Source organism: Cellulosimicrobium sp. TH-20, from assembly GCF_002105775.1.
Classification (GTDB): Bacteria; Actinomycetota; Actinomycetes; order Actinomycetales; family Cellulomonadaceae; genus Cellulosimicrobium; species Cellulosimicrobium funkei.
This window is the reverse complement of the sequence record NZ_CP020857.1, coordinates 1,850,716-1,877,207: the sequence shown is the minus strand read 5'-3', so window position 1 is coordinate 1,877,207 and position 26,492 is coordinate 1,850,716. Positions and strand designations below refer to the sequence as shown.

Annotated in this window: 23 protein-coding genes, 1 tRNA gene and 1 riboswitch; of the genes, 9 read left to right on the top strand and 15 right to left on the bottom strand. The window is 74.6% G+C overall.

Features of this window, described 5'->3' with window-relative positions; translation table 11 throughout:
* Nucleotides 1-17: 17 nt before the first annotated feature.
* Complete coding sequence (locus B8281_RS08340; protein ID WP_085388683.1) at nt 18-863, bottom strand: oxygenase MpaB family protein; 846 nt, start codon at nt 861-863, stop codon at nt 18-20.
* Between the two features lie 120 nt (nt 864-983).
* On the opposite strand from B8281_RS08340, the gene B8281_RS08335 reads away from it, so the two are divergent.
* The 5 genes from B8281_RS08335 (at nt 984) to B8281_RS08315 (ending at nt 9,450) form a co-directional block, all read left to right on the top strand.
* A complete protein-coding gene (locus tag B8281_RS08335) occupies nt 984-1,598 on the top strand; it encodes a transcriptional regulator (protein WP_085387470.1) in 615 nt (204 codons plus the stop codon).
* The gene (locus tag B8281_RS08330) at nt 1,595-1,837 is read left to right on the top strand and encodes a hypothetical protein (protein ID WP_085387469.1); all 243 of its coding nucleotides are present in this window, start codon (nt 1,595-1,597) and stop codon (nt 1,835-1,837) included. Before B8281_RS08335 ends, B8281_RS08330 begins: the two co-directional genes overlap by 4 nt.
* Nucleotides 1,838-2,066: 229 nt before the next feature.
* A complete protein-coding gene (locus B8281_RS08325) occupies nt 2,067-8,093 on the top strand; it encodes an Ig-like domain-containing protein (RefSeq protein WP_232322732.1) in 6,027 nt (2,008 codons plus the stop codon).
* An 86-nt stretch (nt 8,094-8,179) separates the two neighbouring features.
* Entirely contained in the window at nt 8,180-8,845 is a 666-nt protein-coding gene (locus B8281_RS08320) for a ClpP family protease (RefSeq protein ID WP_043659111.1), read from the top strand.
* Nucleotides 8,845-9,450: a ClpP family protease gene (locus B8281_RS08315; RefSeq protein ID WP_085388681.1), complete on the top strand. Its 606-nt coding sequence runs from the start codon at nt 8,845-8,847 to the stop codon at nt 9,448-9,450. The genes B8281_RS08320 and B8281_RS08315 overlap by 1 nt, the downstream gene beginning before the upstream one ends.
* A 30-nt stretch (nt 9,451-9,480) precedes the next feature.
* On the opposite strand, the gene B8281_RS08310 is transcribed toward B8281_RS08315, so the two are convergent.
* From B8281_RS08310 to B8281_RS08300, 3 genes are all read right to left on the bottom strand, one after another.
* Entirely contained in the window at nt 9,481-10,443 is a 963-nt protein-coding gene (locus B8281_RS08310; RefSeq protein WP_085387468.1) for a DUF6882 domain-containing protein, read from the bottom strand.
* Nucleotides 10,444-10,510: 67 nt separating this feature from the next.
* Nucleotides 10,511-10,993, bottom strand: a complete 483-nt coding sequence (locus tag B8281_RS20035; protein ID WP_009866253.1) for a helix-turn-helix domain-containing protein — start codon at nt 10,991-10,993, stop codon at nt 10,511-10,513.
* A gap of 113 nt (nt 10,994-11,106) precedes the next feature.
* Nucleotides 11,107-11,859: a TenA family protein gene (locus tag B8281_RS08300; RefSeq protein ID WP_021483086.1), complete on the bottom strand. Its 753-nt coding sequence runs from the start codon at nt 11,857-11,859 to the stop codon at nt 11,107-11,109.
* Nucleotides 11,850-11,978, bottom strand: a riboswitch (TPP riboswitch). Its footprint overlaps the gene before it by 10 nt.
* A gap of 86 nt (nt 11,979-12,064) precedes the next feature.
* On the opposite strand from B8281_RS08300, the gene B8281_RS08295 reads away from it, so the two are divergent.
* Both B8281_RS08295 and B8281_RS08290 read left to right on the top strand, forming a co-directional pair.
* Nucleotides 12,065-12,991, top strand: coding sequence for a VOC family protein (locus B8281_RS08295; RefSeq protein WP_061268676.1), 927 nt, complete (start codon nt 12,065-12,067; stop codon nt 12,989-12,991).
* 84 nt (nt 12,992-13,075) lie between these two features.
* Complete coding sequence (locus B8281_RS08290) at nt 13,076-13,471, top strand: glyoxalase/bleomycin resistance/extradiol dioxygenase family protein (protein WP_085387467.1); 396 nt, start codon at nt 13,076-13,078, stop codon at nt 13,469-13,471.
* 42 nt (nt 13,472-13,513) lie between these two features.
* Here the strand turns inward: B8281_RS08290 and B8281_RS08285 are convergent.
* The 10 genes from B8281_RS08285 to B8281_RS08240 all read right to left on the bottom strand — a co-directional run bounded on the left by B8281_RS08285 (nt 13,514) and on the right by B8281_RS08240 (nt 24,597).
* Nucleotides 13,514-13,590, bottom strand: a tRNA-Leu gene (locus B8281_RS08285).
* A 152-nt stretch (nt 13,591-13,742) separates the two neighbouring features.
* Complete coding sequence (locus B8281_RS08280) at nt 13,743-15,233, bottom strand: NAD(P)/FAD-dependent oxidoreductase (protein WP_043656236.1); 1,491 nt, start codon at nt 15,231-15,233, stop codon at nt 13,743-13,745.
* Between the two features lie 191 nt (nt 15,234-15,424).
* On the bottom strand, nt 15,425-16,831 hold the full coding sequence (locus B8281_RS08275; RefSeq protein WP_085387466.1) for a hypothetical protein: 1,407 nt from the start codon (nt 16,829-16,831) through the stop codon (nt 15,425-15,427).
* Nucleotides 16,831-17,163 carry a PadR family transcriptional regulator gene (locus B8281_RS08270; RefSeq protein WP_034651541.1) on the bottom strand — a complete coding sequence of 111 codons (333 nt, stop codon included), beginning with the start codon at nt 17,161-17,163 and terminating at the stop codon, nt 16,831-16,833. The genes B8281_RS08275 and B8281_RS08270 overlap by 1 nt, the downstream gene beginning before the upstream one ends.
* A 210-nt stretch (nt 17,164-17,373) precedes the next feature.
* Complete coding sequence (locus tag B8281_RS08265) at nt 17,374-18,408, bottom strand: Ppx/GppA phosphatase family protein (protein ID WP_081600108.1); 1,035 nt, start codon at nt 18,406-18,408, stop codon at nt 17,374-17,376.
* A 21-nt stretch (nt 18,409-18,429) separates the two neighbouring features.
* Complete coding sequence (locus B8281_RS08260; protein WP_232322731.1) at nt 18,430-18,957, bottom strand: DUF501 domain-containing protein; 528 nt, start codon at nt 18,955-18,957, stop codon at nt 18,430-18,432.
* Between the two features lie 41 nt (nt 18,958-18,998).
* Nucleotides 18,999-19,820, bottom strand: a complete 822-nt coding sequence (locus tag B8281_RS19830) for a septum formation initiator family protein (protein ID WP_232322730.1) — start codon at nt 19,818-19,820, stop codon at nt 18,999-19,001.
* A 192-nt stretch (nt 19,821-20,012) separates the two neighbouring features.
* Nucleotides 20,013-21,299, bottom strand: a complete 1,287-nt coding sequence (eno, locus tag B8281_RS08250) for a phosphopyruvate hydratase (protein WP_021483383.1) — start codon at nt 21,297-21,299, stop codon at nt 20,013-20,015.
* A gap of 207 nt (nt 21,300-21,506) precedes the next feature.
* Nucleotides 21,507-22,286 (bottom strand): MazG family protein, encoded by a 780-nt coding sequence (locus B8281_RS08245; protein WP_232322729.1) that lies wholly within the window; start codon nt 22,284-22,286, stop codon nt 21,507-21,509.
* A 124-nt stretch (nt 22,287-22,410) separates the two neighbouring features.
* Nucleotides 22,411-24,597, bottom strand: coding sequence for a carbohydrate-binding module family 20 domain-containing protein (locus B8281_RS08240; RefSeq protein WP_085387465.1), 2,187 nt, complete (start codon nt 24,595-24,597; stop codon nt 22,411-22,413).
* Nucleotides 24,598-24,855: 258 nt separating this feature from the next.
* Here B8281_RS08240 and B8281_RS08235 point away from each other — a divergent pair, with 258 nt between their 5' ends.
* The gene (locus B8281_RS08235; protein ID WP_085387464.1) at nt 24,856-25,074 is read left to right on the top strand and encodes a PLD nuclease N-terminal domain-containing protein; all 219 of its coding nucleotides are present in this window, start codon (nt 24,856-24,858) and stop codon (nt 25,072-25,074) included.
* Nucleotides 25,075-25,086: 12 nt separating this feature from the next.
* On the opposite strand, the gene B8281_RS08230 is transcribed toward B8281_RS08235, so the two are convergent.
* Nucleotides 25,087-25,527, bottom strand: coding sequence for an adenylyltransferase/cytidyltransferase family protein (locus B8281_RS08230; protein ID WP_021483197.1), 441 nt, complete (start codon nt 25,525-25,527; stop codon nt 25,087-25,089).
* A gap of 255 nt (nt 25,528-25,782) precedes the next feature.
* Between B8281_RS08230 and B8281_RS08225 the strand changes: the two genes are divergently transcribed.
* Nucleotides 25,783-26,487, top strand: coding sequence for a hypothetical protein (locus B8281_RS08225; protein ID WP_085387463.1), 705 nt, complete (start codon nt 25,783-25,785; stop codon nt 26,485-26,487).
* Nucleotides 26,488-26,492 lie beyond the last annotated feature (5 nt).

Below are 26,492 nucleotides of genomic sequence, written 5' to 3'. Positions count from 1 at the left end.
CCGGGTGCGCCTCGCCGTCAGGCCCCGGGGAGCGCCCACCGCAGCAGCCTCGTGACCGCCTCCCCCGCCGGGTGCGCCCACCGCTGGGGCAGTCCTCGCACGCGCGGCATGCCCGCGCGCGCCCAGTCCGGCAGGGACGCCCGCGCGGCCACCGCGAGCCCCGCGTACACCCGACGCACCGCCCACGGCAGCGGCGGCTCGACGAGGAGGAACCGCGCGGCGTCGAGCGCTGCCGGGGTGAGTCCGAGCACCGGCCGGTACCCGGCGACGGCGTCGTCCAGCTCGCGCACCGTGACCGGCACGTCCTCGACGCCCAGGGCGCGGCCGACCACGGCCGCCTGCGCGACGTACTCGTCGCACCCGGCGGCGTCGAGCGGGCGGTGCCCGAGCTCCTGGTGCGCGACGAGGAAGCTCTGCGTCTCGGCGACGTGGACCCAGCGCAGCAGGTCCGGGTCGCTCGCGCGGTAGGGGCGGCCGTCGGGCGCGACGCCGCGGACCCGCTCGTGGACCGCCCGGACGGCCGCCACGGCGTCGGCGGCGTCGTCGGCCGTGCCGAAGGTCGTCGTGGCGATGAACGTCGAGGTCCGCTGGAGGCGCCCCCAGGGGTCGCCCCGGTAGCCCGAGTGCGCGGCGACCCCGGCCATCGCGAGCGGGTGCAGACTCTGCAGGAGCAGCGCGCGCAGCCCGCCGACGAACATCGACGCGTCGCCGTGCACCCGCTGGACCGCGGACCCCGCCGGGAACCAGCGGGGGCCGGGCGTCTCGTGGATGCGCGCCCGCGTCGCCGCGGCGTCCGGGCCCGCGACCCGCAGGAAGATGGCGCGCTCCGCCGCGCCGCGCACCCGCTCCGCCACGTGCGTCATGCGCTCGATGCTCGCACCTCCCGCACGCTCCCGCTCCCCGCGCGGGCCGTCCGACACGTGCCAACATCTCGCTGCAAAGGAAGTCTTGCAAACAGTCGTTTGCATCGCTACGGTCGTCGTATGCCCACCGACAGCGCACCGGCACCCGTCCCGGCCGAACGCCACCCCGCGCTCGGCCCCGCGCAGCTCAAGGCGCTCGCGCACCCGCTGCGGGTGCAGATCCTCGACCTGCTCTCGACGCACGGCGCGCTCACCGCGAGCCGCCTGGCCGACCTCGTGGGCGAGTCCAGCGGGTCCACGAGCTACCACCTGCGCCAGCTCGCGCGGCACGGCTTCGTCCGGGAGGTCGCGGGCCGCGGGACGGCGCGCGAGCGCTGGTGGGAGCGCCCGCCGGGCGGGTTCACGGTCGACGTCCCGCACGACGAGGAGGACGCCGCCGCCACGCTCGCGGGCGCGATGGTGAGCCGCGAGTTCGAGTCCGCGAGGGCGCGCAAGATCCAGGCGTTCCTCGAGCGCTCCCCCGAGCTGCCGACGCGGTGGCTCGACGGCAGCCGTCTGACGACGGCGAGCATGTGGCTCACCGCCGACCAGATGCTCGAGGTCGCGGAGGCGTGGGACGCGTTCGACGCGACGCTCCAGCGGTTCCAGGGCCAGGAGCAGGCGCCCGGCGCGCGGCCCGTGCAGATCCACTTCAACGTCTTCCCGACGATCGACGGCAAGGAGAACCCCTCATGAGCGCGTGCTCCCCCACCCTGCCCCGCACGGCCGAGCCCCGTGGCACGGACCGTCTGCTCGTCCTCGTGGGCTCCGCCCTGGCCGACCTCGGCCGCCGCCGCGCGGCCGCCCGGTCCCGGGTGTCGACCGCCCCGCGCGCCGCGGCGGCCGCCGTCCGCCCGGACGACGCGTCGCTCCGCACGGCCGAGGACCGCACGCGCGACCGGGCCGCCCTGTCCCGTGCGTCCCTTCTGCCCTGATCACCGGAAGATCCCACCCCCATGGGGACTCCTCCCCATGCCCTGAGCGACCCGGCCTCGGTTACCCTCGTCGGGGCGTTCTGCGGGCAGTCTGCGGGCACCGGAGCACCCGTTCCCCTCGTCACCGCCGCTCGGCGGGACCCGGAGGACGTGTGCCCCGCCCAGGCACAGAGGAGCACAGGTGGGTCTTCTCACGACCATCCGCGAGCATCGTCGTACCGTCGCGTCGGTGAGCACCGTGTCGGTGTTCTCGACGGCGCTGGTGGGCATGGCGCTGCTCTACGAGGGCGAGGCCACGGCGGACGTGGACCTCAACGACTCGGGCGTGTGGGTGACGAAGACGTCGGCCGGCCTGGTGGGGCGGTTCAACTACGAGTCCCAGGCGATGGACGGCACGCTCAACGCGGGCAGCGCGTCGTTCGACGTGCAGCAGGACGCGGGCCGCGTCCTCCTCGACGACCAGGGGACGAGCACGTCGTCCCCCGTGGACGTCGCCCACCTCAAGCTCACCGGGCAGATCCGCCTGCCGGCCGGGGCGCAGGTCGCCTCCGGCGGCGCGACGACCGCGATCCTCGACGGCGAGGAGGGCCTGCTGTGGGTCCTGCCGTTCGACGGCGCCACCTCGTTCGACGCCGAGAAGCTCGACCCGACGGCCGAGGTCGGCGGTGACGGCGCGCTGACGGTCTCCGAGGACGGGACGGTCTTCGTCGCGATCCCCTCGACCGGAGCGCTCTGGACGGTCGAGACCACGAGCAAGGGCGCCGTCTCCGGCGATCCGACGTCGACGTCCCTCCCGGTCGGGAAGGGCGCCGAGGTCGAGGTGACGGCCGTCGGTGACGAGCCCGTCGTCCTCGACCGCTCGGCCTCGCAGCTCGTGCTGCCCGGCGGCCGGACCGTCGCGGTCGAGGGCGCGGAGCAGGCGCGGCTCCAGCAGCCGTCCGCCGGGTCGGGCGACGTCGTCGTCGCGACGACCGACGCGCTCGTGACCCAGCCTCTGAAGGGCGGCGACGCCCAGCGCCGCGCCGCCCAGGGCGTCCCGGCCGCCCCGGTGCGCCTCGGGTCGTGCACGTACGGGGCGTGGGCCTCGACCGGCCAGGTCATCCGCGACTGCGAGGGCACCGACCGCGACGTCGACGAGCGCCTCGAGGGGCTCGACCCCCAGACCCGCCTGGAGTACCGGGTGAACCGGCAGGTGATCGTGCTCAACGACCTGTCGGCGGGGACGTTGTGGATGGCGGCGGACGAGTACCAGAAGGTCGACGACTGGGACGTCCAGATGCCCGAGGAGGCCGAGGGCGAGGAGGCCGACGCGGAGCTGACGAACCCCGAGCAGGTGGACCAGTTCATCGCGGACCGGTCCCAGCCGAACCGGCCGCCGCAGCCGAAGGACGACACGTTCGGGGTGCGTCCGGGGCGCACGACGATCCTGCCGGTGCTGGGCAACGACGTGGACCCGGACGGGGACGTGATGACGGCGTCGCTCGTCGGGGACTCGCCGTCGAACGCGACCGTGCAGACCATCATGGGCGGCGCCGCGCTCCAGGCCGTGGTCCCCGAGGACGCCGAGGGCACGGGGTCGTTCCGGTACTCCGTGTCCGACGGCCGCGGCGGCGTCGCCGAGGCGGGCGTCACCCTCAAGGTGTCCCCCTGGGGCGAGAACGCTCCCCCCGAGCAGACCGGGGACCCGGTCCTGCGCGTCGCCCAGGGCGGCGCCGCGACGATCAAGGTGCTGCCCTTCTTCAAGGACCCGGACGGCGACGACCTGTACCTCGCGTCGGCGGCCGCGACGGTCGCGGGCGACGACGTGCGCTCGCGCCCCGACGGCACGGTCGAGCTGCGCGACGGCGGCGGCTCGACCGGGCGCAAGATCGTGACCCTGCTCGTCTCCGACGGCGAGCTGTCCTTCGAGGGCAAGCTGCTGGTCGACGTGGTGCCCGGTCCGCAGCCGCCGGTCGCGGTGAGCGACCACGTGGTGGTCCCGGCGGGGCAGCCGGTGACGGTCGAGCCGCTGCGCAACGACACCGACCCGAACGGGGACGACCTGCGCCTGGCGTCGGTCTCGGAGTCCGCCCCGGCGCAGATCACGCCGAACTACGACGCGGGCACGTTCACGTTCCTCTCGATGGAGCCGCGCTCCTACGACCTGACGTACCAGGTGACCGACGGCCCGAACGCGACCACGGGCCTCGTCCGGGTCGACGTCCTGCCGCCGTCCGAGGCCGAGGGCGCGCCCGTCGTCGTCACCGACACCGCGCTCCTCCCGGCGGGCGGGTCCACGCTCGTGGACGTCCTCGCGAACGACACGGACCCCGCGGGCGGCGTGCTCGTCGTGCAGTCCGTGCGCGTGCCCGCCGACGCCGGGGTGTCGGTCGCGATCCTGGCCCACCAGATGCTGCGGGTGACCGAGATCCGGCGCCTGGACGCGCCGGTGACGGTGGAGTACACGGCCTCCAACGGCACCGAGACCGCGACCGGCCAGGTGCGGGTCGTGCCGGTGCCGGCGCCGACGCGGTTGCAGCCGCCGAACGCGGTCGCGGACGAGGTGACGGTGCACGCGGGGGACGTGGTGACGGTCCCGGTGCTGAAGAACGACACGCACCCGGACGGGTTGGAGCTGTTCCTGCAGCCGGAGCTGGAGCAGGACGTGGATCCGGCGCTGGGCGAGGCGTTCGTGTCGGAGGACTCGCTGCGGTTCAAGGCGGGTCCGGAGGCGGGCACGGCGTACGCGATCTACCGGGTGCGGGACGTCAACGGGCAGGAGGACTCGGCCCAGGTCACGATCCGGATCCGTGACGGTGAGGACAACGCCCCGCCGCAGCCGCGCGAGATCGAGGCCCGGGTGCTGTCCGGGTCCAGCGTGCGCATCGCGGTGCCGCTGGACGGCATCGACCCCGACGGCGACTCCGTCCAGGTCACCGGCATCGCCACCCCCGCGGGCAAGGGCACCGCCCGGGTCGTGGACGGGATGATCGAGTACGCCGCGTCGAAGAACGCGACCGGGGCGGACACGTTCACCTACTCCGTGCTCGACGCGCGCGGCGCCACCGCCACGGGCACGGTCAACGTCGGCATCGCCCGTCCCGCGGACACCAACCAGTCGCCGGTCGCGGTGGACGACGAGGTGACGGTGCGCCCGGGGCGTACGGTCTCGGTCGCGGCGCTGGCCAACGACACCGACCCCGACGGCGACCAGGTCGGCCTGGTCCCGGGCGGGATCGAGGACACCCACGACCTGGACGCCGAGGTCGTGGCCGACCGCATCGTGCTGACCTCGCCCGACCAGGACGGCTCGTACTCGTTCTACTACCAGATCCAGGACACCTACGGCGCCCGCGCGACCGGCGCGGTCACCGTGAACGTCTCGGCGAACGCGCCCCTGCTGCCCCCGGTCGCGCGCGACGACACCGTGCCCGTGGAGGACATCCTGGGCAAGACCGAGGTCACCGTCCCCGTCCTGGACAACGACGAGGACCCCGACGGCGCCGCGAGCGAGCTCACCGTCACCACCGACGCGACCACCGCGAGCGTCACCCCCGACGGCGAGCTCACCGTCACCCTCACCGAGGGCCGCCAGGTCATCACCTACACCGCGACCGACATCGACGGCCTGACCGCCAAGGCCTTCGTCAAGGTCCCCGGCCTCACCGACCAGGCCCCGACCCTCCGTCCCGGCATCACGCCCCTGGAGGTCGTGAGCGGCGAGCCGCTGCCCATCGACATCACGGACTACGTCCTGGTCGTCGAGGGCAAGACTCCCCGGCTCACCACGGAGGAGAAGGTCACCGCGCTCGAGGGCACGCGCGAGGTCCTCTCGACCACGGAGATCACCTACACGTCCGCGCCGGACTACGTCGGTCCCGCCGCCGTGACCTTCGAGGTCACCGACGGCTCCGGTCCCGACGACCGCGACGGCCACACCGCGCTGCTCACGCTGCCGATCAGCGTCGTGCCGCCGGAGAACCTGCCGCCGGAGCTGTCGACCCCGACGCTCGACGTCGCGGCGGGCGAGGAGGCCTCGATCGACCTCGCGCGCTTCGCGACCGACCCCGACGGCGACCCCCTGGCGTTCCGGGCCACCGGCCAGGCCCAGGGCGTGACCGTGTCCGTCGAGGGCACCACGCTGCGCGCCCAGGCGACCCCGGACGTGCCCAAGGGCTCGGTCGTGCAGGTACCGATCACCGTCACCGACGGCGAGCACCCCCCGGTCGAGGGCACCGCGACCCTGACCGTCGTGGCCTCGACCCGGCCCCTGCCGCGCGCCAACCCCGACACCGTCGACGACGCGCACCAGGGCAAGGCCACCACCGTGCCAGTCCTGGCCAACGACTCCAACCCCTTCCCCGACACGCCGCTCGAGATCGTGGCGGCGAGCGTCGAGACGGGCAGCGGCGACGTGTCGTACAGCGGGGGCGACGTCGTCGTGACGCCCGCCGACTCGTTCGTGGGCGTCATGGTGGTCGTCTACCGGATCCAGGACGCGACGAAGGACCCCGACCGCATGGTCGAGGGCCGCGTCCAGCTCAAGGTGCTGGGCAAGCCCGAGGCGCCCTCGACCCCGCAGGTCGTCGAGGTCCGCTCCAAGACCGTCGTGCTCACCTGGGACCCGCCGAACAACAACGGCGCCGACATCACCGGCTACACCGTGCGCTCCCAGAACGGCTACGAGAAGGCCTGCGGCACCACCACCTGCACCCTGGACGGGCTGACCAACAACGTCGAGTACACCTTCACCGTCTACGCGACCAACGCCGTCGGCGACGGACCCGCCTCCCCGGCCTCCGCCGTCGCGCGACCCGACGAGAAGCCCGACCCGCCCGCCGCACCCACCCTCGAGTTCGGCGACAAGTCCCTCACGGTCACCTGGACCAACAAGACCTACACCGACCGCTCGCCGATCGAGACGGTCGACCTCGAGATCTCCCCGGCGCCGAAGGGCGGCGCCGTCCAGGTCACGGCGCTCTCGGGCACCCAGTACGTGTGGAACGGGCTCGAGAACGGCACCGCGTACAGCGTCCGGGTCCGGGCGAACAACCTCGCCCCCGACCCCTCGGACTGGGGCGAGTACTCGGCCGAGGAGATCCCGGCGGGCCTGCCGGACGTCCCGGAGACGCCGACCGCGGCCCGCGCCGCGGACTCGCCGCTCAACGGCGGCTCGATCGACGTGTCGTGGAAGGCGCCGTTCGAGAACGGCGACGCGATCAAGGGCTACACCCTGCAGCGGTACAAGAACGGCTCCCGCGACGGCGCCGCGCTCTCCCTCACCGCGACGAGCCACAAGGCGACGGGCCTCGACAACGAGTCGTCGTACACGTTCACGGTGACGGCCGAGAACAAGGCGGGCCGGACGGCGGAGAGCGCGGCGTCCGCGGCCGTGGTCCCCTACGGGCGCCCCGAGGCTCCGCCCCGGCCGAGCGTGCAGAACGTGGGCGGCGGCGGGCAGGACAGCGGCATCCCGCGCGTGTCCTGGGGCGCCGCCGACGCGAACGGCAGCCCGATCACGAAGTACACCGTCACGGCGTCGCCCGGGGGCGCGAAGAAGGACGTCGACGGCACGTCCGTCGACTTCACGGGCCTCCCCGCCGGGAACTACACGTTCACCGTCACCGCGACGAACAAGGGCGGCACGTCCACGTCGAGCCCGGCGTCCGGGTCGATCAGCGCGTACGGCAAGCCCAGCGAGCCGGGCGTGTCCGTGTCCCGACTGAGCGCGACCTCGGGCCGCTTCTCGATCTCCGCGCCCTCGTCGAACGGCGGCAACGGCGTCTCGCGCTACAACTGGCAGATCGAGGGCGGGTCCAGCGGCTCGGGGCAGACGGTCGACGTCGGGAACGACTACGACCAGACGTTCCGCCTCCGGGCGCAGGCGTGCAACGCCGCCGGGTGCGGGCCGTGGAGCGGCTGGGCGACGCACCGCACCGACCCTCGCCCGGTCCCGCCGACCATCTGGGTCACGCGTGGGCCCGGGAAGGCCACCGGCTCGTGGGGCGACTGCCAGAACACCAGCGTCTGCACGGTCTTCCGCGTCAACGCGAACGCGACGTTCCCCTCCGGCACCTACACCTTCGCGTGCTACTACGACGGGAACCGCATCGGCAGCTTCACGTGGACCGAGCACCTCAGCGCGGGCGGCTACGTCGACCTCGGGTGCATCCTGGGCAACCCGTACGGCACGCGGGCCACGGCCAAGGTCTACGTGACGATCAGCCCTGCACCGAGCGGCATCGTGGTCGAGCACCGGGACTGGCCCATCAGATAGCCCGGCGACGGCCGATCTGCCGTCGGCGAATGTGCCGACGGCAGATCGGCCTCCTCACGGGGCCCGGCCGGGCGCAGGGTGGTCGCATGACCACGCACCTGACCGGCCGACCCGCCGTCGGCGACCACCACCGGACCCCGCGCGCGGAGGCCGCCGCCCCGGCGGCCTCGTCGTTCGACGACCAGCTCACGACGCGCCTGCTCCACCAGCGCATCGTCGTCCTCGGCACGGCCGTGGACGACGCCGTCGCGAACCGCCTGTGCGCCCAGCTCCTCCTGCTCTCGGCGGAGGACCCGCGCGCGGACGTCGCGCTCTACGTCAACTCCCCCGGCGGCTCGGTGAGCGCCGGCCTCGCGATCTACGACACGATGCGGCTCATCCCCAACGACGTGTCGACCGTCGCGATGGGCTTCGCCGCGAGCATGGGCCAGTTCCTCCTGTGCGCGGGGACGCCGGGCAAGCGGTTCGCGCTGCCGCACGCGCGGATCATGATGCACCAGCCGTCGGCCGGGATCGGGGGCACCGCCGTCGACATCGCGATCCAGGCGGAGAACCTCGTGTACACCAAGGGGCTCATGCACCGGCTGCTCGCGGAGAGCACCGGGCAGTCCGTCGAGACCATCGCCGACGACTCCGACCGCGACCGTTGGTTCACGGCGCAGCAGGCGCTCGAGTACGGGATGGTCGACCGGATCGTCGAGAGCGTCGACGACGTCCGCCCCGCCCGCGCGGCCCGGAAGGTGGGTCTGTGATGGCGAGCTACACGATCCCGACCGTGGTCGAGCGCACGCCGCTGGGCGAGCGCGCGTTCGACGTCTTCTCCCGCCTGCTGTCCGAGCGCATCGTGTTCCTGGGCACCGAGATCGACGACGGCGTCGCGAACGTCGTCATGGCGCAGCTCCTGCACCTGGAGTCGGACGCCCCGGACCAGGAGATCGGGCTGTACATCAACTCCCCGGGCGGTTCCGCGACGGCGCTCATGGCGATCTACGACACGATGCAGTTCGTCCGCTGCGACGTCTCGACCATCTGCATGGGCCAGGCGGCCTCCGCCGCGGCCGTCCTGCTCGCGGCGGGCACGCCCGGCAAGCGGTTCGTGCTGGAGCACTCGCGCGTCCTGCTGCACCAGCCGTCGGGCGGCGGGGAGGGCACGATCTCGGACCTGTCGATCCAGGCCGAGGAGATCCTCCGGATCCGGTCCGAGACGGAGGAGGTGCTGGCGCGGCACACGGGCCAGACCGTGGAGCGCCTGCGCACCGACACCGACCGCGACCTGGTGCTCACCGCGCGCCAGGCCGTGGAGTACGGCGTCGCGGACGCCGTCGTCACCTCGCGCAAGCTCGCCGCGGCGGCGTGACGCCCGACCGCGGGGGTGACCCGGGCGTCGTCAGCCGCGTCGTCGGAACCACGACCGGCGGCGCGGCTCGGGGGTCGTCGTCTCCGCGGTCGACGGCTCGGGCACGGCCGGTTCCGGCGCCGCGGCCGCAGGCTCGGGCGCGGCCGGCTCCTCCGCCGGCGGCTCCGGGACGGTGAGCGCGGGCGCCGTCGGCGCCGAGGCGGCGGGGTCTGCCGCGGCCGGCTCCGACGCCGCGGCCTCGGGCTCCGCCGCTGCGGCCTCGAGCTCGGCAGCCAGGGGCGCGGCGGTCCGCCCGGACGACGCGGAGATGCCCGCAATCCGTCCGCGCTCGTCGAACCGCACGGTCACGGTGCCGTCGGGCACGTCCAGCACGACGGCGCCGGTCCCGTCCTCGACGGCCGGCAGGCCGCGCGCGCTCGCGTAGGACGCGACGGCGCGCCGGTGGTCGACGACCGTGACGGACAACAGCCCCTCGCTCAGCGTCCGCACGACGCGCGGCACGCTCGGGGCGGGCAGGGCGAGGTCGGCGTCGTCCAGGAGGAACCACGCCCGCGTGCCGCCGCCGACGGGGGCGCTGTAGTGGGCGAACGAGCCGGTCACGGCCTTGGCCGCGAGCGCGAGCCGGTGGGCGAGGTCGTCGGCGAGCGGGAGCTCCGGCTCGGCGGCCTCGCGCAGCCCGGTCCGGCGCGTGCTCTCGGCGGCGGTGAGCACGGCGTCGGGGAAGCCGTTGACGTTCTGCCACGCCCACATCCACGTGCCCGGCCCGGGCGCGGCCGTGCCGAGGAACTGGAGGCGGCACGTCGCGGTCCCGCCGTCGGGCGCGGTGAAGGTGAAGACCCCGGTGGTCAGGTCCGCGGCCCAGGCGTCGTCGCCGTGGAGGTCCGTCAGGTGGAGCTGGTGCTCGTGGGAGAGGAACGCGGCGTCGTCGACGAGGTCCTGGAGGGCCGGGACGTCCTGGGCTGCCGTGCCGTGCGCGGTCTGCGGCTCCGTCATGGACCGACGGTAGCGGCGCGCACGGCGCCCGGCCCCCGCACGACACGCGGTGCGACGGGACCGCCGCTCAGGCCGCGAGGAGCAGGACGTCGCCGGCGCGCGCCGTCGGACGTCGGAGCGTCTCGGCGACGGGGAGGTCCCGCACGGGCTCGCCCACCGGGGCGACGTGCCGTGGCGCGGAGAGGGCACCGCGCTCTCGCGCGGAGGACAGCACGCGGACGGGCGCGAGCGGCCGCAGCTCCTCGCCCGTGCGGGCGACGAGGTCGACGAGGCGCAGGCCGAGGGCGCCGCACACGGCGGCGAGGACCTCGGACGACGCCTCCTTGCGCCCGCGCTCCACCTCGGACAGGTAGGCGGTGGAGACGCGCGCGGCGGCCGCGACGTCGACGAGCGTGCGCCCCTGCGCGAGCCGCGCCCGCCGCAGGATCCCCCCGATGACGTGGCGCAGGAGGGGCTCCGCCCGTCCGCCCGCCCGGGAGCGGGGGCTCGGCGTCACCCCGTCCGGCACCACGTCCGGCAGCGTGCCCGGCACCGCGCTCGTCGCGTCCATGCGTTCACGCTACCCGCGGCCCACCCGGGTGCCGAGGCACCCGGGTGGGTATCTGCTGCTGGCGTAAGGCCGGGCGCACGGCGCGACGCCGGCCGCGCGCCCGGCCGGACGGGTCACCAGCGCTCGAGCGACCAGGCCATCTGCCAGAAGCGGATCTCGTGGCGGCAGCTCAGCTCGAACGCGCGCTCCATGCGCGCGCGCTCCGCCTCGCCCGCGTCCGCGGCGAGCGCGTCGAGGCGGGCGCGCAGGTCCGTGAGGACGTCCTCGGTGCGCTCGGCCGCGTAGAACTGCCACCAGCCCGCGAGCGGGTGGTCGTCGCCGAGGGCGCCGGGCGTCGTCTCGCGCTCGCCGAGCCAGAAGCGCCGCGCGGACCAGATGTAGGTCCACGGGCACGGCAGCAGCGCGGCGAGCAGCACGCCGAGCGAGTCGCGGCCGGCCGCCGTCATGTGGTCGACGTAGGCCTGCGCGCTGGGCGCGAGGCGGTGCGTCTGCGCCTCCTCGTACGTCACGCCGAGGAAGTCGCACATCGCGTGGTGCGCGTGCGACTCGTCGTCGAGGAGGAAGCCGGCCTTGTCGTGGAAGTAGGCCGCCCACGACCGGTCGGGCGCGAGGGCCATGCCGAGGCCGTAGCAGCGCAGGTAGGCCGTGAGGTACTGGTGGTCCTGGCCCACGTAGTGGCGGACCGCGGCGGGCTCGACGGAGCCGTCGCGCAGCCCGGCCAGGAAGGGGTGGTCGTAGAACGTCTCGAAGAGGTCCGCGTACCGGCGGGCGAGGTCGGCGGTGAAGCCGGTCTCCTCCTGCCGGACGAGCGCGGTCGGGTCGTCCGCGAGGACAGGGTTCAGGGTGATGGCAGCAGGCGTCGTCATGCCCACGTTCCTCCGCTCGTGCTAGCGAGATCAGGTTCGACGGGTCCGGGCGGCCGTACCGCTCGTCTCAGTCCCTCGGCCCGGGCCGTGGCCCGGGCGGGACGCCCCGCGTGGTTCGCGCCGACCCTAGCAAGGACGGCGCCGGTGCGGGAGCCCTCGCCACGGTGTGGGAATATAGTTGTAGCGACAACAAGTTGGAGAAGACATGACCACGAGCACGCCGGGCGCGCCGACCGACCGCCTCCTGTCCCCGTCCACGAGCATGGACGCCGTCACGCTGCGCGTGGGCGACCTCGAGCTCATGACCTCGTACTACACGGGCGCGTTCGCCCTCGCCCCGCTCGAGGAGCGGTCGCGCGGCGCCGAGGTGCACCGTGTGCTGGGCCGCGGCCGCACGCCCATGCTGCGCCTCGTGCACACGCCCGGGCTGCCGCCCGTCGACCCGCGCCAGGCCGGCCTGTTCCACACGGCCTTCCTGTTCGACGACGGCCCGAGCCTAGCCGCGACCGTCTACCGCGCCGCGCAGGACCGCCGCGGCACCTTCGTCGGGTCGAGCGACCACCTCGTCAGCGAGGCGTTCTACTTCACCGACCCCGAGGGCAACGGCGTCGAGCTCTACACCGACCGCCCCCGCGAGACGTGGGTGCGCGAGCACGGTCAGATCCTCATGACGACGACGTTCCTCGACCCGAACGCCTACCTGCGCACGCACCTCGACCAGGAGACGTTCGACGCCGGCCCCTCGCTCGCGGGCCGCGTCGGTCACGTGCACCTGCAGGTGGGCGACGTCGCGACCGCCCACGCCTTCTACGTCGACGCCGTCGGCTTCGAGGCGACGCTCACCGGGTACAGCGGGGCGCTCTTCGCGTCCGCGGGCGGGTACCACCACCACGTCGCGATGAACGTGTGGAACAGCGCGGGCGCCGGGCCCCGCGCCGCGAGCCTCGGGCTCGGCGACGTCGCCGTCACGGTGCCGGGCCGCGAGGACCTCGACGCGCTCGTCGCGCGCCTCCGTGCCCGCGGGCTGGAGCACGCGGACGACGGCCGCTCCGTCGTCGTGCACGACCCGTGGGGCACGCGCGTGACGCTGTCCGTCCCCGGCACCACGACCGAGGAGCTGCTCGCGCGCTGAGGCGCGGCGCCCCGGGCACGGGGCGCGCGGCCGGGGCACGAGGCGCACGATGGGAGGACCCGCCGAGCGCACCGAGGAGCGACCGTGTTCCGCAGCCTCTTCCCCGTCCTCACCGTGGCCGACCTCGACCGGTCCCTCGGCTTCTACCGCGACCTGCTGCGCGGGACGGTCGAGTACGCGTTCCCCGACGACGGCCCGCCCGTCTACGTGAGCGTGCGCGTGGGCCGGTCGCCGCTCGGGCTCGGGCAGGGCGACCCGCCTCCGGCGGACACCCGCGTCGTGCTGTGGGTGGACGTCGACGACTGCGACCGCGCCGTCGAGCACCTCGCGGCCGCGGGCGTGCCCGTCCTGGAGCCGCCCGCGGACCAGCCGTGGGGCGAGCGCGTCGCGCGCGTACAGGACCCGGACGGCACCGTCGTGATCCTCGGCCAGGAGGCCGCTCTCCCGGCCAAGCCGGAGGGCCCGACGGGGCTGTCCTAGCCCGGGGAGGCCTGGCGCCTCGGAGCCGACCGCCCGTCGGCATGGTGCCCCCACCGGGACTCGAACCCGGAACACGCCGGGTTTAAGCCGGCCGCCTCTGCCAGTTGGGCCATGGGGGCGCGGGCCGAATCTACCGCGCGCGCGGCGCTCTCCGGGCCCGTCGGCACGACGGCCGCCCGCCCGGGACCTGGACGCGACGAGGGGCGAGCCGCACGCGCGGCTCGCCCCTCGTCGTCGGGCACGACGGCCGGGCCGGGGCCCGGCCGCGACCTCAGGAGGCCTTCGCCGCCGGCGTCCGGTCGTCGGCGTCGACGGTGCCCGCACCGGACTCCGCCGCGGCCGCCGAGCCCTGCGCGGTCTGCTTGACCGGGTCGCCGTCCTTCTTGGGCGGGACGGACGCGGCGCGGAACTCCGCGCGCGGGTCGTGCAGCGAGCCGAGCGACACGAGCTCGCGGCCCATGAGGAACTGGCCGATCCAGCCGATGAAGATGCGGATCTTGCGGTTCCCCGTCGGCATCGCCATGACGTGGTAGCTGCGGTGCATGAGCCACGCGAGCGTCCCGCGGAGCTTGAACACGCCGAACAGCTCCGCGACGCCCTTGTACAGGCCCAGCGACGCGACCGTACCGACGCTCTTGTGGCGGTACTCGACCGGCGGCTCGCTGTGCAGCTCGAGCGCGAGGTTGTCGGCGAGGCGCGTGGCCTCGCGGATGGCGTGCTGCGCGTTCGGCGGGCAGAACTTGCCCGGGTTCAGCACGTCCGGGACGGCGGCGCAGTCGCCCGCGGCCCACGCGTTCGGCACGACGTTGCCGTCGGCGTCCGCGACCTGGAGCGTCGGCAGCACGGTGATGCGGCCCAGCTTGTCGACGGGGAGGTCGGACGACTCCTTGAGGACCGGGTTCGCCTTGACGCCCGCGGTCCACACGATCGTGTCGGAGTCGAACTCGACCCCGGTCGACGTGACGACGTGGCCGTCCACGCACGACGACAGGAACGTGCTGAGGTGGAACTCGATGCCGCGCTTCTTGAGCTCGTCGAGCGCGTACTGCGCCATGGGCTCGCTCAGCTCGGGCAGGATGCGGCCCGCGCCCTCGATCATGACGAAGCGGAGGTCCTTCTCCTCGATCGTCGCGTAGTTGCGCGTCGCGTAGCGGGCCATGTCCTCGATCTCGGCGAGCGCCTCGATGCCCGCGAACCCGCCGCCGACGAACGTGAACGTGAGCATGCGGCGACGCAGCTTCTCGTCCCACGTGGACGACGCGACGTCCATGCGGTTGAGCACGTGGTTGCGGACCGCGATGGCCTCCTCCACGTTCTTGAAGCCGATCGCGTTCTCCGCCAGGCCCGGGATGGGCAGCGTGCGCGACACCGAGCCGAGGCCGACGATCAGGTGGTCGTACGTGACCGAGTAGTCGTCACCCTCCTCCGGGTGGATCGTCACGCGGCGGTCCGTGTGGTCGATCGAGACGACCTTGCCCTGGAGCACGTCGACGCCCTTGAGCGCACGGCGGTGCGGCGCGACGACGTCGCGGCCGTCGATCGAGCCCGCGGCCGCCTCGGGGAGGAACGGCGCGTACGTCATGTACGGGCGCGGGTCGACGACGACGATCGCCGCCTCGCGGCGACCGAGCTTCTTGCGCAGCCGGCGGGCGGCGTACAGACCCACGGAGCCGCCGCCGAGGACGACGACGCGGGGCACCTTGCGGGGCCGCGGCGAAGCGGTCTGGGCACGGCTGACCGAGGTCAGGTCATTCTGAGGCATGGTTCCAGAGTATTACCGGTTGCGGCACAGGCGAGCCGGAGCGTCCGCCTGACGGGCGTGACGCGCCCCACGCCGCGCGGACGGACGGGGGCAGAGGCGGGCACACGCGGGCAGAGGCGACATTCCGCAGGGCCCGGGACCGGGGTGGTGCGCCGCCGTCCGCCGTCGGCGCACCACCCCGGGCCTGCCGGTCAGCCGATCGCGCCGACGACGGGCGTCGGGCCGGTCGGTGCGGGCGGCACCCCGCCCGCGGGCGGGGTCGCGGGGGCCTCCTGCGACGGCGCCGGGTCACCCTCGGCCGGCTCGTCGGCCGGCGCGTCGCTGGCCCCGCCCGTGCCCGACGACGTCTCCCCCGCCCCCACGCTCGACGGCACCGCGGTCGGCGCCTGGAGGAACGGCCACGGCATGTCGCGCGTGCGCGTCCCCGTCGCCGGGACGGGGCGGCCGTCGCCCTCGGGGTACTCGACGTCCTCCTCGGCGACCGCGCGCAGCGGGTAGACGTTCCACCGCTCGCGCCCGTCCGTCGCCAGGGCGGGCTGGAAGTACCACGTGCCCTCGACGTCGGGCACCGCCCACGCCCCGGAGGCACCTTCCTCGGTGATCGTGCGGACCTGGCGGCCGCGGTCGTCGAAGACCTGGACGTCGCGGAGCGGCTCGCCCGCCGCGTCGTAGACGAAGAGGTTGGACACCTGCGCGCCGTCGACCCACACGCCCGCCGTGCCCGGGGAGTCCCCGCTCCCGAACGACACGCTGCTCACCAGGCCGCTGCTCGCGTCGCTGCGACCCTGCTCGTAGCCGCGGTCCCACGCGTACGGGCTCGACGCGCCGGCGGCCGCGGCGTGGAGGACCAGCGGTGCCGCGACGACCGCGGCCGCGACGGACAGCGGGCGCACGACCTTCGGCAGCCACGTGGTGGGCAGCCATCGGCCCCTCCCCCACTGCACGCTCACCACGACCGCCGCGAGCACCACGAACCGCGCCGACAGGTCCGGAGGCAGCATCGCGATCTCGTACCCGCCGAACATCCAGAGCAGGAGCGTCGCCACGACCCAGCCGCGCAGGATCCACCACGCGGGCGTGAGGGCGCGCAGGAACTCGGCCGTCGAGGCCCACTGCGGCGACGTGGTGACGGGCTGCCACCCCGCGCGCCAGTCCGCCGCGAGCATCGCGCCGAGCCCGGCCAGCCGACGGCGCAGCCCGGGGCGCGGGCCCCGCGCGGCGCCCGGGGCGACGGGAGGCAGGCCGGCCGCGGTGCGCAGCTCGGCGGCGTACTCGGCGGGCGGACCGAAGAACGCGACGAGGTCGAGGCCCGTGTCGTCGAGCGCCTCCGCGCCAGCCGCGCCAGCCGCGCCCGCCGCGCCGGCCGGAGCGCCGTCGGACGACGCCGAAGCGGGGGCTCGGCGCGGGAGCGCGCCGGGCGCGTCGACGACCGCCTCGGCGAGGTCGGCCTCGAGCCCGTCGGCGAGCTCCTCGACCTGGTCGGGGCGCAGGTCGGCGAGGTGCGCGCGCACCTGCTGGGCGTAGGCGTGGACGTGCCCGTAGAAGGCCCGTCCGACGGGCGCGCCGGCGGGCGGCTGCGCGGGGGTCGTCGTGCTCATCAGGCGGCCACCTCTCCGGTCCGCAGCAGCGCGGACACGGTGCCCGCGAACGTCTGCCACTCCTTGCGGTGCAGGTCGAGCATGGCCCGGCCCTGCGGGTTGATCCCGTAGTACTTGCGGTGCGGCCCGGCGTCGGACGGCACGACGTAGGTGGTCAGCGCCCCGCCCGCGTACAGGCGCCGCAGCGTCCCGTACACGGACGCGTCCCCCACGTCCTCGAGCCCCGCCGCGCGCAGGCGCCGCACGACGTCGTACCCGTACCCGTCCTCGGCCTCGACCGCGGCGAGCACCGCCGCGTCGAGCACCCCCTTGAGCAGCTGCGTGGTGTCCATCCGTCCCTCCGTCGGGCGTGGCCCCGGTCCGTCCCGGTGCTCGGCCACCGGGATCACGGGATGCACACTACCGCGCGATGCGCAGTACCGTGCACACGACACGCCCCTCGCGCGGACACGCCGGAGCCCGGGCCGCGGGCACCGGCGTGTCCGGTGCCGCGACGCCGGGCTCGGCGGTCGGGCAGGAAGGGCCGTCGGGGCGGCCCCGGGTCAGGCGAGCGACCAGGCGATGCCGTCGAGGATGTCGTGCTCACTCGTCACGACCTCGGTGAGCGACCCGCCCGCGGCGGCGACGTCGTCGCGCACGCGGCGCACGACCTCCGACCACACGAGCGCGCCCGCGCCGATGACGTCGACCCGCCCGGGGTGCATGAACCCCAGGGCGGTGCGCTCGGCGCGCGTGCGGTGCAGCAGGTCGTCGCAGGCCGCGAGCACGGTGTCGACCGGCAGCACGGACCCGTTGATCCGGTCGCGGTCGTACCGGGCGAGGCCGAGCGCGTGGGCCGTGACCGTCGTGACGGACCCGGCGAGCCCGACGAGCGTCGCCGCCTGCCCGAGCGGCACCACGCGGGCCGCGTCGTCGAGCGCGGCCCGCACGTCCGCACGGGCCGCCTCCTCCTCCGCGGGGGTCGGCGGGTCGGAGCGCAGGTGCCGCTCCGTCATGCGCACGCACCCCACGTCCATCGAGTACGCGGCGTCGGGCGTCGTCGTGCCGAGCACGAGCTCCGTCGAGCCGCCGCCGAGGTCCACCACGACGTAGGGGCCGGGGCGCACGGCCGCGACGGTCGACGTCGCCCCGCGGAACGACAGCGCCGCCTCCTCCTCGCCCGAGACGACCTCGGGCTCGACGCCGAGCGCGTCGAGGACGCCCGCGACGAACTCGTCGCGGTTCTCGGCGTCCCGCGTGGCCGACGTCGCGACGAAGCGCGTCCGCGTCGCGCCCAGGTCGGCGATCACCTGCGCGTAGCGACGCGCGGCGTCGAGCGTGCGCGCGAGCGCCTCGGGGGCGAGGCGGCCCGTGCGGTCGACGCCCTGGCCGAGCCGGACGACCTCCATGCGGCGGTCCAGGTCGACGAGCGTCCCGGCCTGCGGGTCGACGTCGGCGACGAGGAGGCGGATCGAGTTGGTGCCGCAGTCGATCGCCGCCACGCGCGAGGCGCCGGGCGGGACGGGGGCGGGCGAGGTGGCCGGCGCGGTGGTCGCGCCCGGGTCCCGGGTGAGCGGAGAGGTGGAGCCAGAGGTCATGCGTCCAAGCGTGCCACGCGGTCAGCAGGTGCAGCGGTCGGGGCGCCACACGTCGCGCACGCGCTCGAGCGCCTCGTCGCCCAGCGGGTTGACGCCCGGGCCGGCCGCGAGCGCGTGGCCCACGAGGACGTGCAGGCACTTCACGCGCGTGGGCATCCCGCCCGCCGAGATGCCGTCGATCTCCTCGACGTGGCCGAGCGCCTCGCGCTGCGCGAGGTAGTGCTCGTGCGCGCGCCGGTAGGCGGCGGCGAGCTCCTCGTCCTCGGTGAGCCGCTCCGACATCTCCTTCATGACGCCGTTCGCCTCGAGCGTCGACGCGGCCGCGACCGCGCCCGGGCTCGTGAGGTAGAAGGTCGTGGGGAACGGCGTGCCGTTCTCGAGCCGCGGCGCCGTGCGGACGACGAGCGGACGCCCGCACACGCACCGCGCGGCGATGCCGACGACACCGCGCGGCGTGCGCCCGAGCTGTTCCGCGAGCGTCTCGAGGTCGCGCTCGGAGACGACGGCGTCCGGGTCGTCGGCAGGGATGGCCAGGCGGGCGTCGGGCACGGGACTTCCTTCGGGTCGGTCGGCGGCGTCGGGACGACGCCTCACCCATTCTCCCCGCTCGGCGGAGCGTCCTCGTCGCCGGCCGGTTCCTCGCCCGCGGGCGCGGTCCCGTCGGGCGTTCCCGCGTCGTCGCCCGCGGACGCGCGCGGACCGCCCGCGACCTGCACCGACTCCCAGATGGCCTCGTACCAGGGCGTGCCCTCCTCGTACCCCCGGACGGGTCCGTCCGTGATCGTCCGCCCGGTCTGCGGGTCGGTGTCGTCGACGACCGTCTCCGGGTCGAGCACGCGCCACGGCCGCTCCCCCGGCATGACGAAGTTGAGCCGGTCCCGCGCCTCGCGCTCGACGTACGCCTGGTCGTCCCAGCGGGCGAGCTCGGCCTCGAGCTCGGTGTGCTCCGCCTGCGCCTGCTCGAGGCCGGCGCGCAGCTCGCGCAGCTCCCCCGTCTGGTTGACGTACGCGCGCAGCGTCGGCAGCAGGAGCACCGCGGCGAGGAGCACGACGACGGACAGGACCAGGGTCCGGACGGTCACCACCTCGGGCAGGAGGAAGCCGTAGCGGCTCCGACGCCGGTCCTCGGGCGCCGGGCCGGCCGCACGACGCGTCGACGTCGCGCTGCTCGGTCGGGCGGCGGGGCGGCGCGCGCCGGACGACGACGGGGTCCGGGCGGTCGAGCCGCCGCCCGGGGACTTCGCCGAGGAGCCCGACGCCGTCCGCGGGGCGCCCGTGGACGCCGGGCGCGGGCTCGCGGTCCCCGAGGACGCGGAGCGCTTCGTGGGCTTCGTCCCGGACGTGCCGCGCGCGGGCCCGGAGCCCGGCCGCGCGGGGGCACCGGGGCGCGGGGGACGACGCGAGGACGGCATGCCCCGATTGTGCTGCCGCGAGACGCGGCGCGCCGGGAGCACGCGCGGTGCGCCCGCGAACGTGAGGCGATCGACACGACTTCTTCACCCGCCCGGACGCGCCGGAGCCCGGCGGGCCGACGAGCTGCCCTCCGGGCTCCGGGTGCCGGGTCACCCCGGCGAGGTCGTGCGTGACCGACGGTCAGCCGCAGGTCAGCCCTGCACCGTCCAGCGCGGGAACGCGCCACGGCCGGCGTAGCGGGCGGCGTCGTCCAGCGCCTCCTCGATGCGCAGGAGCTGGTTGTACTTGTTGATGCGCTCGCCGCGGGCGGGGGCCCCCGTCTTGATCTGGCCGGCGTTCGTCGCGACGGACAGGTCCGCGATCGTCGTGTCCTCGGTCTCGCCCGAGCGGTGCGACACCATCGCGGTGAAGCCGTTGCGCTGCGCGAGCTCGACGGCGTCGAGCGTCTCGGTGAGCGTGCCGATCTGGTTGAGCTTCACGAGGAGCGAGTTCGCCGCCTTGAGCTCGATGCCCTTCGCGAGACGCTCCGGGTTGGTGACGAACAGGTCGTCGCCGACGATCTGCACCCGGTCGCCGACCTCGGCGACGAGCTGCGACCAGCTGTCCCACTCGTCCTCGGACAGCGGGTCCTCGATGGAGACCAGCGGGTAGTCGCGCACGAGCTGCTCGTAGTAGGCGATCATCTCGGCCGGCGTCTTCGCGCCGCCCTCGAACTGGTACGCGCCGTCCTTGAAGAACTCGGTCGACGCGACGTCGAGCGCGAGCGTCACGTCGGTGCCCGGCGCGAAGCCGGCCTTCTCGATCGCAACGAGGATGAGGTCGAGCGCCTCGCGGTTGCTCGCGAGGTTCGGCGCGAAGCCGCCCTCGTCGCCCAGGCCGGTGGCCAGGCCCTTCTCCTTGAGCACGGACTTCAGCGCGTGGTAGACCTCGGCGCCGGTGCGCAGCGCCTCGCGGAACGAGGACGCGCCGATCGGGGCGACCATGAACTCCTGGATGTCCACGTTCGAGTCCGCGTGCGACCCGCCGTTGAGGATGTTCATCATCGGCACGGGCAGGACGTGCGCGTTCGGGCCGCCGACGTAGCGGTACAGGTCGAGGCCCGCGCTCTTCGCGGCGGCCTTCGCGACGGCGAGCGAGACGCCGAGGATGGCGTTCGCGCCGAGCTTGCCCTTGTTCGGGGTGCCGTCGAGGTCGATGAGGGCGGCGTCGATGAGGCGCTGGTCCTCGGCCTCGAAGCCGATGAGCTCCGGGGCGATGTCGTCGATCACGGAGTTCACCGCGCCCTCGACACCCTTGCCCAGGTAGCGGGACTTGTCGCCGTCACGACGCTCGACGGCCTCGAACGCACCGGTCGACGCGCCCGAGGGCACTCCGGCGCGGGCGAACGTCCCGTCGTCCAGGACGACCTCGACCTCGACGGTCGGGTTTCCGCGGGAGTCGAGGATCTCGCGCGCTCCAACGGCTTCGATGCTGGCCACAGGTGCTCCTTCGGGGCAGGGCTGCGGGCGCTTCGAACGGTGGTGGCGGACCCGGGCAGGGAAACCCGGGACGCCGCGTGCGCGCCCGCGACGATGGTGGGTTTACGACCACAGCCTAGTGCCCGGTTGTGACCTGCGCCGCTGCGTCCGGTCCGTGGGCCCCGGGTCGGGGACCTGCGCGTCGACGATCGGGACGAACGTCCCGCCTCAGCCCTGCGCCGCCGGGCCGGGCTCCGCAGGCGTCCCTGCCGACGTCTCGGCCGCGACGATCCGCGCCTCGACGCGCCGCAGCTCGCCCCGCAGCGCGGCCTCCGCGTCGAGCCCGTCGGCCTCCGCGCGGGCCACGAGCGCGAGCAGCTCGTGCCCGAGCCGCTCGTCCGGCGTCGGGCCGGCGCCGTCCTCGCCGACCGCACCCGGCCCGGTGCCCGACGGCGCCGCGAGCGCCGCGCCGACGACGTCGCCGAGGCCGCCGCGCCCGGCCCGGGACAGGACCTTCTGCGCGCGGGCGAGCGCCCCCTGCGTGTGCGAGATGCCCTCGAGCACCGACGAGCGCTGCTTCTCGGCCTTCTTGATCGCGTCCCACTGCCCGTGCAGGTCGGTCGCGTCGGCGTCCGCGAACACGTGCGGGTGGCGCCGCACGAGCTTCGCCGCGAGGTCGGCGGCGACGTCGTCGACGGTGAACGGGTCCGGCTCCTCGCTCGCGATGCGCGCGTGGAACAGCACCTGCAGGAGCAGGTCGCCGAGCTCCTCGCGCATCCCGGCGCGGTCGCCGGTCTCGATGGCGTCCGCGAGCTCGTGCGCCTCCTCGAGGAGGTACCGCACGAGCGAGACGTGCGTCTGCTCGCGGTCCCACGGGCACCCGCCCGGGGAGTAGAGGCGGTCCATGACGGCGACGACGTCGCGCAGCGGGTCGGTCGCGGTGCCGGGCGCGCGGTCGTGCGTGGGCTCGTGCGGGTCCGGGGCGGCCGAGGGCTCGGGGGCGGTCACCGCCTCATCGTAGGTTCGCCGGGCGCACGGTCACCGCCGGTCGAGCGTGCCGTCGCTGCCTGCCGCCAGCACGCGGTCGTGGCCCGGGCCGGGCCACGACCGCGTGGTGGGGATGGCGGAAGCGCTACGACCGCCAGGTGTCCGACAGCGTCACGGAGCCGTCGGCGCCGACCGTCGCCGTGCGGTTGCCGCCGCTCTCCCAGACGACGTTCCCGCCGCCGTCGCGCTTGACGTACTTGTACTGGAAGGTCGTGCCGGCCGGGAGGTCGACGCGCGCGGTCCACACCGGGTAGGCCGACGACGACAGCGGGACGCCGCTCGCGGGCGCCCAGGAGCCGAGCGCCGGGATGCTGCCGACGACGTGGACCGTCTGGCCCCACGTGGTGGTCGCGGTGACGGAGAACGACGCGTCGCCCTGCCCCTCGACCGGCCCGCCCGGCGACCCGCCGCCGTCGCACGGGTCGCCCGCCGTGACCGTCCCGCCGGAGACGGCGACCGCGGCGCCGGACAGGGAGTAGTCCTTGCCGCCGTTGCTGTCCCAGGCGCCCGAGCCGTTCGTGAAGGCGGCGGTGACGGTCGCGGCCGCGCCCGTCGCCCCGCTGGGCAGGCTGATCTGCCGCGAGACCCAGCCCGTGCAGGCCGCCGTCATCGGGACCCCGGGGACGGCGGTCCAGGCGCCCGTGCCGACCTTGTAGTGGACGTTGTACGCGTTCCAGCCCTTGTCGGTCGCGTAGTAGACGGTCGTCGTGCCGGCCGGGTCGACGGGCCCGGGACCCCCGGTGCCGCCGTCGCCGCGCGCCCCGACGTGGAGCGCGAGCGCCCCGTACGCGGGCACCGTCGCCGTGAAGGTGCCCGAGCCGGAGACGGTGACGGTCTTCGAGCAGTCCTTCGACGCCACGACGTCGCAGTACGTCCCGGCGGGGAGCGAGGTCTGGTAGGTGCGCGTCACGGCGTTCGCGGAGTTGTTGATCGTCACGTAGCCCTTGGCGCCCCGCCCGTAGGCGATGTGGTTGTTCCCGTCGTCCCACCAGCCCGTCACCGGGGTCCCGGCGACCGCGTTGTGGAAGCCGACCATGCCCGCGATCTCGGTCCAGCGCTGCGTGCAGACCCACGCGCTGTCGGCACAGCTCGCGTCGGGCACGGAGGTGGCGGAGGCGCCGGGCGCACCCGCGTCCTTGTCGCTCCACGTGTAGCCCGAGTAGACGCTCGGCGCGCCGTAGGGCCACGAGAGCATGAACGCGTTGGCGAGCCGGTACTTGGCGCCCCACTTGTAGTTCATCGTCTCGCCGTTGCGCTCGGTGTCGTGGTTGTCGACGAAGACGCCCGCGCGGTCGGAGGGTAGCTTGTTGTCGCCGATCGTGCGCAGGTCCTTGATCTGGCCGTCGAACCGGGACTTGAGCTCGCGCGCGTAGAAGAACTCGTGCGAGTCGCCGGAACCGAGGTACTCCGAGGGCTGGATCGGCTCGCCGCTCGCGCCGATGACCTCGTGCACCCAGAAGACGTTCGGGTTCGTGAGTCGCGCCTTGATCGCCGCGAGGTCCGCGGCCGGGATGTGCTTCGCGGCGTCGATGCGGAAGCCCGAGACGCCGAGCGACAGGAGGTCGTTGAGGTAGCCCGCGATCTTGCCGCGCACGTAGTCGGAGCCCGTCCGCAGGTCCTGGAGCGAGACGAGGCGGCAGTTCTGGACGTTGTACCGGTCGCCGTAGTTGCTGATGTTCGACCGGCAGTCGTTGAAGTCGTTCGGCCCGTACGGGACGCCGGGGAAGCTGTCCACGGAGTAGCTCGTCCCGCCGGTCCCGGTGCCGGACCCGGTATCGGCGCCCGCCGTGTGGTTGACGACCGCGTCGACGATCACGCCCACGCCCGCCGCCTTGCACGTGCTCACCATGCGCTGGAACTCGGCGCGGGTGCCGAGCTTGGACTCGAGCTTGTAGCTGACGGGCTGGTAGGAGGTCCACCAGGCCGTGCCCTGGATGTGCTCCTGCGGCGGCGAGACCTGGACGTAGCCGAAACCGGCCGGGCCGATGGTGCTGGTGCACTCGGCGGCCACGGAGTCCCACGTCCACTGGAAGAGGTTGAGGATCACGTCGCCCCGGCCGTTCGGGGAGTCGACGACGGGCGTCGGCACGGGCGGCGCGGCCGCGGCGGGTGCGGCGAGCGGGACCGCGGCCAGCGCCGCGGTCAGCGCGAGAGCCGCCGAGGCGCCCGCCGCGAGGACGCGGCGCAGGCGGCCGCCGCGCGGGCGGGCGAGGCGTCCTGCGGGGACGGGGATGGGCGCCGGGGGTCCAGCGAGGTCGGTGGTGCGCGTCATTGCAGCTCCTTCGAGGATGCGGCCGCCCCTCGCTCGGCGTCGAGCACGGACGGGCCACGCGGTGATGACAAGCGCCCCGGGGTGGCGGGCGCGACCGGCACCTGCGGCTTTGCAGGATGTTTCCGGATGTTGCTGCAACCTTACAGAGACCGGCGCGGGCTGTCACGACCCGTGTCGACGGGTCGTGCGGACGGGTCGTGCCGGTGCGGCGGCGGCCCGGACGGCATAGCGTCGGAGGACGAACCGAGAGGAGACGCCATGGGAACCAAGCGCCGGTGGAAGGACCTGACGACGGGTCAGCGGATCGCCGTCGGGGTCGTGGGAGCCGCCCAGGTCACGCTCACCGCCGCGGCGTACCGGGACCTCGTGCGTCGGCCGGCGGAGCAGGTGAACGGGACCAAGCTCGCGTGGGGCCTCGCGCTCCTCGTCAACTGGGTCGGGCCCATCGCCTACTTCCTCGACGGCCGCAAGAGCTGACCGCGGGAGGGCTCAGCCCTCGACCGTGAGCCCGGCCGTCGGCTCCAGCAGCGTCAGCGCGCGCCGCAGCGCCGTGCTCGACGTGTGCACCGTGTAGGGGAAGTAGACGACCTCGACGCCCACCTCGGCGAAGCGACGCTCCAGCTCGGCGCCCTTCGGGGTGCCGCGCCAGTCGTCGCCCTTGAAGAACACGTCGAACGGGCGCTGGCGCCAGGTCTCGAGCTTGTCGGGCTGGGTCTCGACGAACACCTCGTCGACGAACCGGACGTGGCGGACGATCTCCGCGCGCTCCGTGACGGGGACGACCGGGCGCCGGCCCTTGGCGAGCTCGAGCATGTCGTCGTCCACGACACCCGCGACGAGGTAGTCGCACTCGCTGCGGGCGTGCCGGAGGACGTTGAGGTGCCCGACGTGGAACAGGTCCCACGCACCGGGGGCGTACCCGACCTTCATGCCCGTCCTCCCGTCCTCGGCCGCGCGCCCCGCACGGCGAGGGGGCCGCGTCCAGGCTAGGACCGGGAGGAGGCCCGCAACCACGCCCTGCGAGGGTGAAGAAGGCGGCCCACCGGGTGAATTGTGGGCTCGACGAGCGCGTGGGAGCGCACCCGCCCGCCCGCCCGGCAGGGGCCCGATCGCTGCGTGCTACCTTCGGTCGGTCGCCTTTCCGGACGACGTCCCCGCGCACCGGAGGGAGTGCCGACCTCAGTCATGCCGTCCCAGGTCCTCACCGTGTGCACCGGGAACGTCTGCCGCTCCCCCACCGCCGAGAGGCTGCTCAGCATCCGCAGCGACACGAGCGTCACGGTGTCGAGCGCCGGGACGCACGCGCTCGAGGGAGCACCGCTCGACGAGCCGATGGCGCGGCTGCTGACGGCACGCGGCCTGGAGGCGTCGACGCACACCGGGCGGCAGCTCACGGCGGCGATGATCGAGCAGGCGGACCTCGTCCTCACGATGTCCCGGGCCCAGCGGGCCGCCGTCGTCACCCTCGTCCCCCAGGCCGTCCGACGCACCTACACGCTCCTGGAGCTCGCCGCGCTGCTCTCGGCGATCGAACTGCCCGTAGACCCGGACGAGAGCGACGCCGACCGCATCGCCCGCCTCCCGGAGATCGCGAGCGCCCAGCGCGTCCGGACGATCACCCCGCGCACGCCCCTCGACATCCCGGACCCGCACGGCCGCTCCGAGCGGGCCTACCGGCAGGCGTTCACGACGATCGACACCGCGGTCGCGGCGGTCGCCCGCGTCGTGCACCCGCCCGCCGCCCGGCGCCTCGAGTGGTCCCCCACCCTCACCGAGCGGGGCGCGCGCACGCCGCCGTTCCCCGGCGGCGGCGACGGCACCGACCCCACCGGGCGCGGCGGCAGCAGCTCCCCCCGGCACGGCGGCCGGCGGAGCTGGCGCCTGCGCTGACCGCG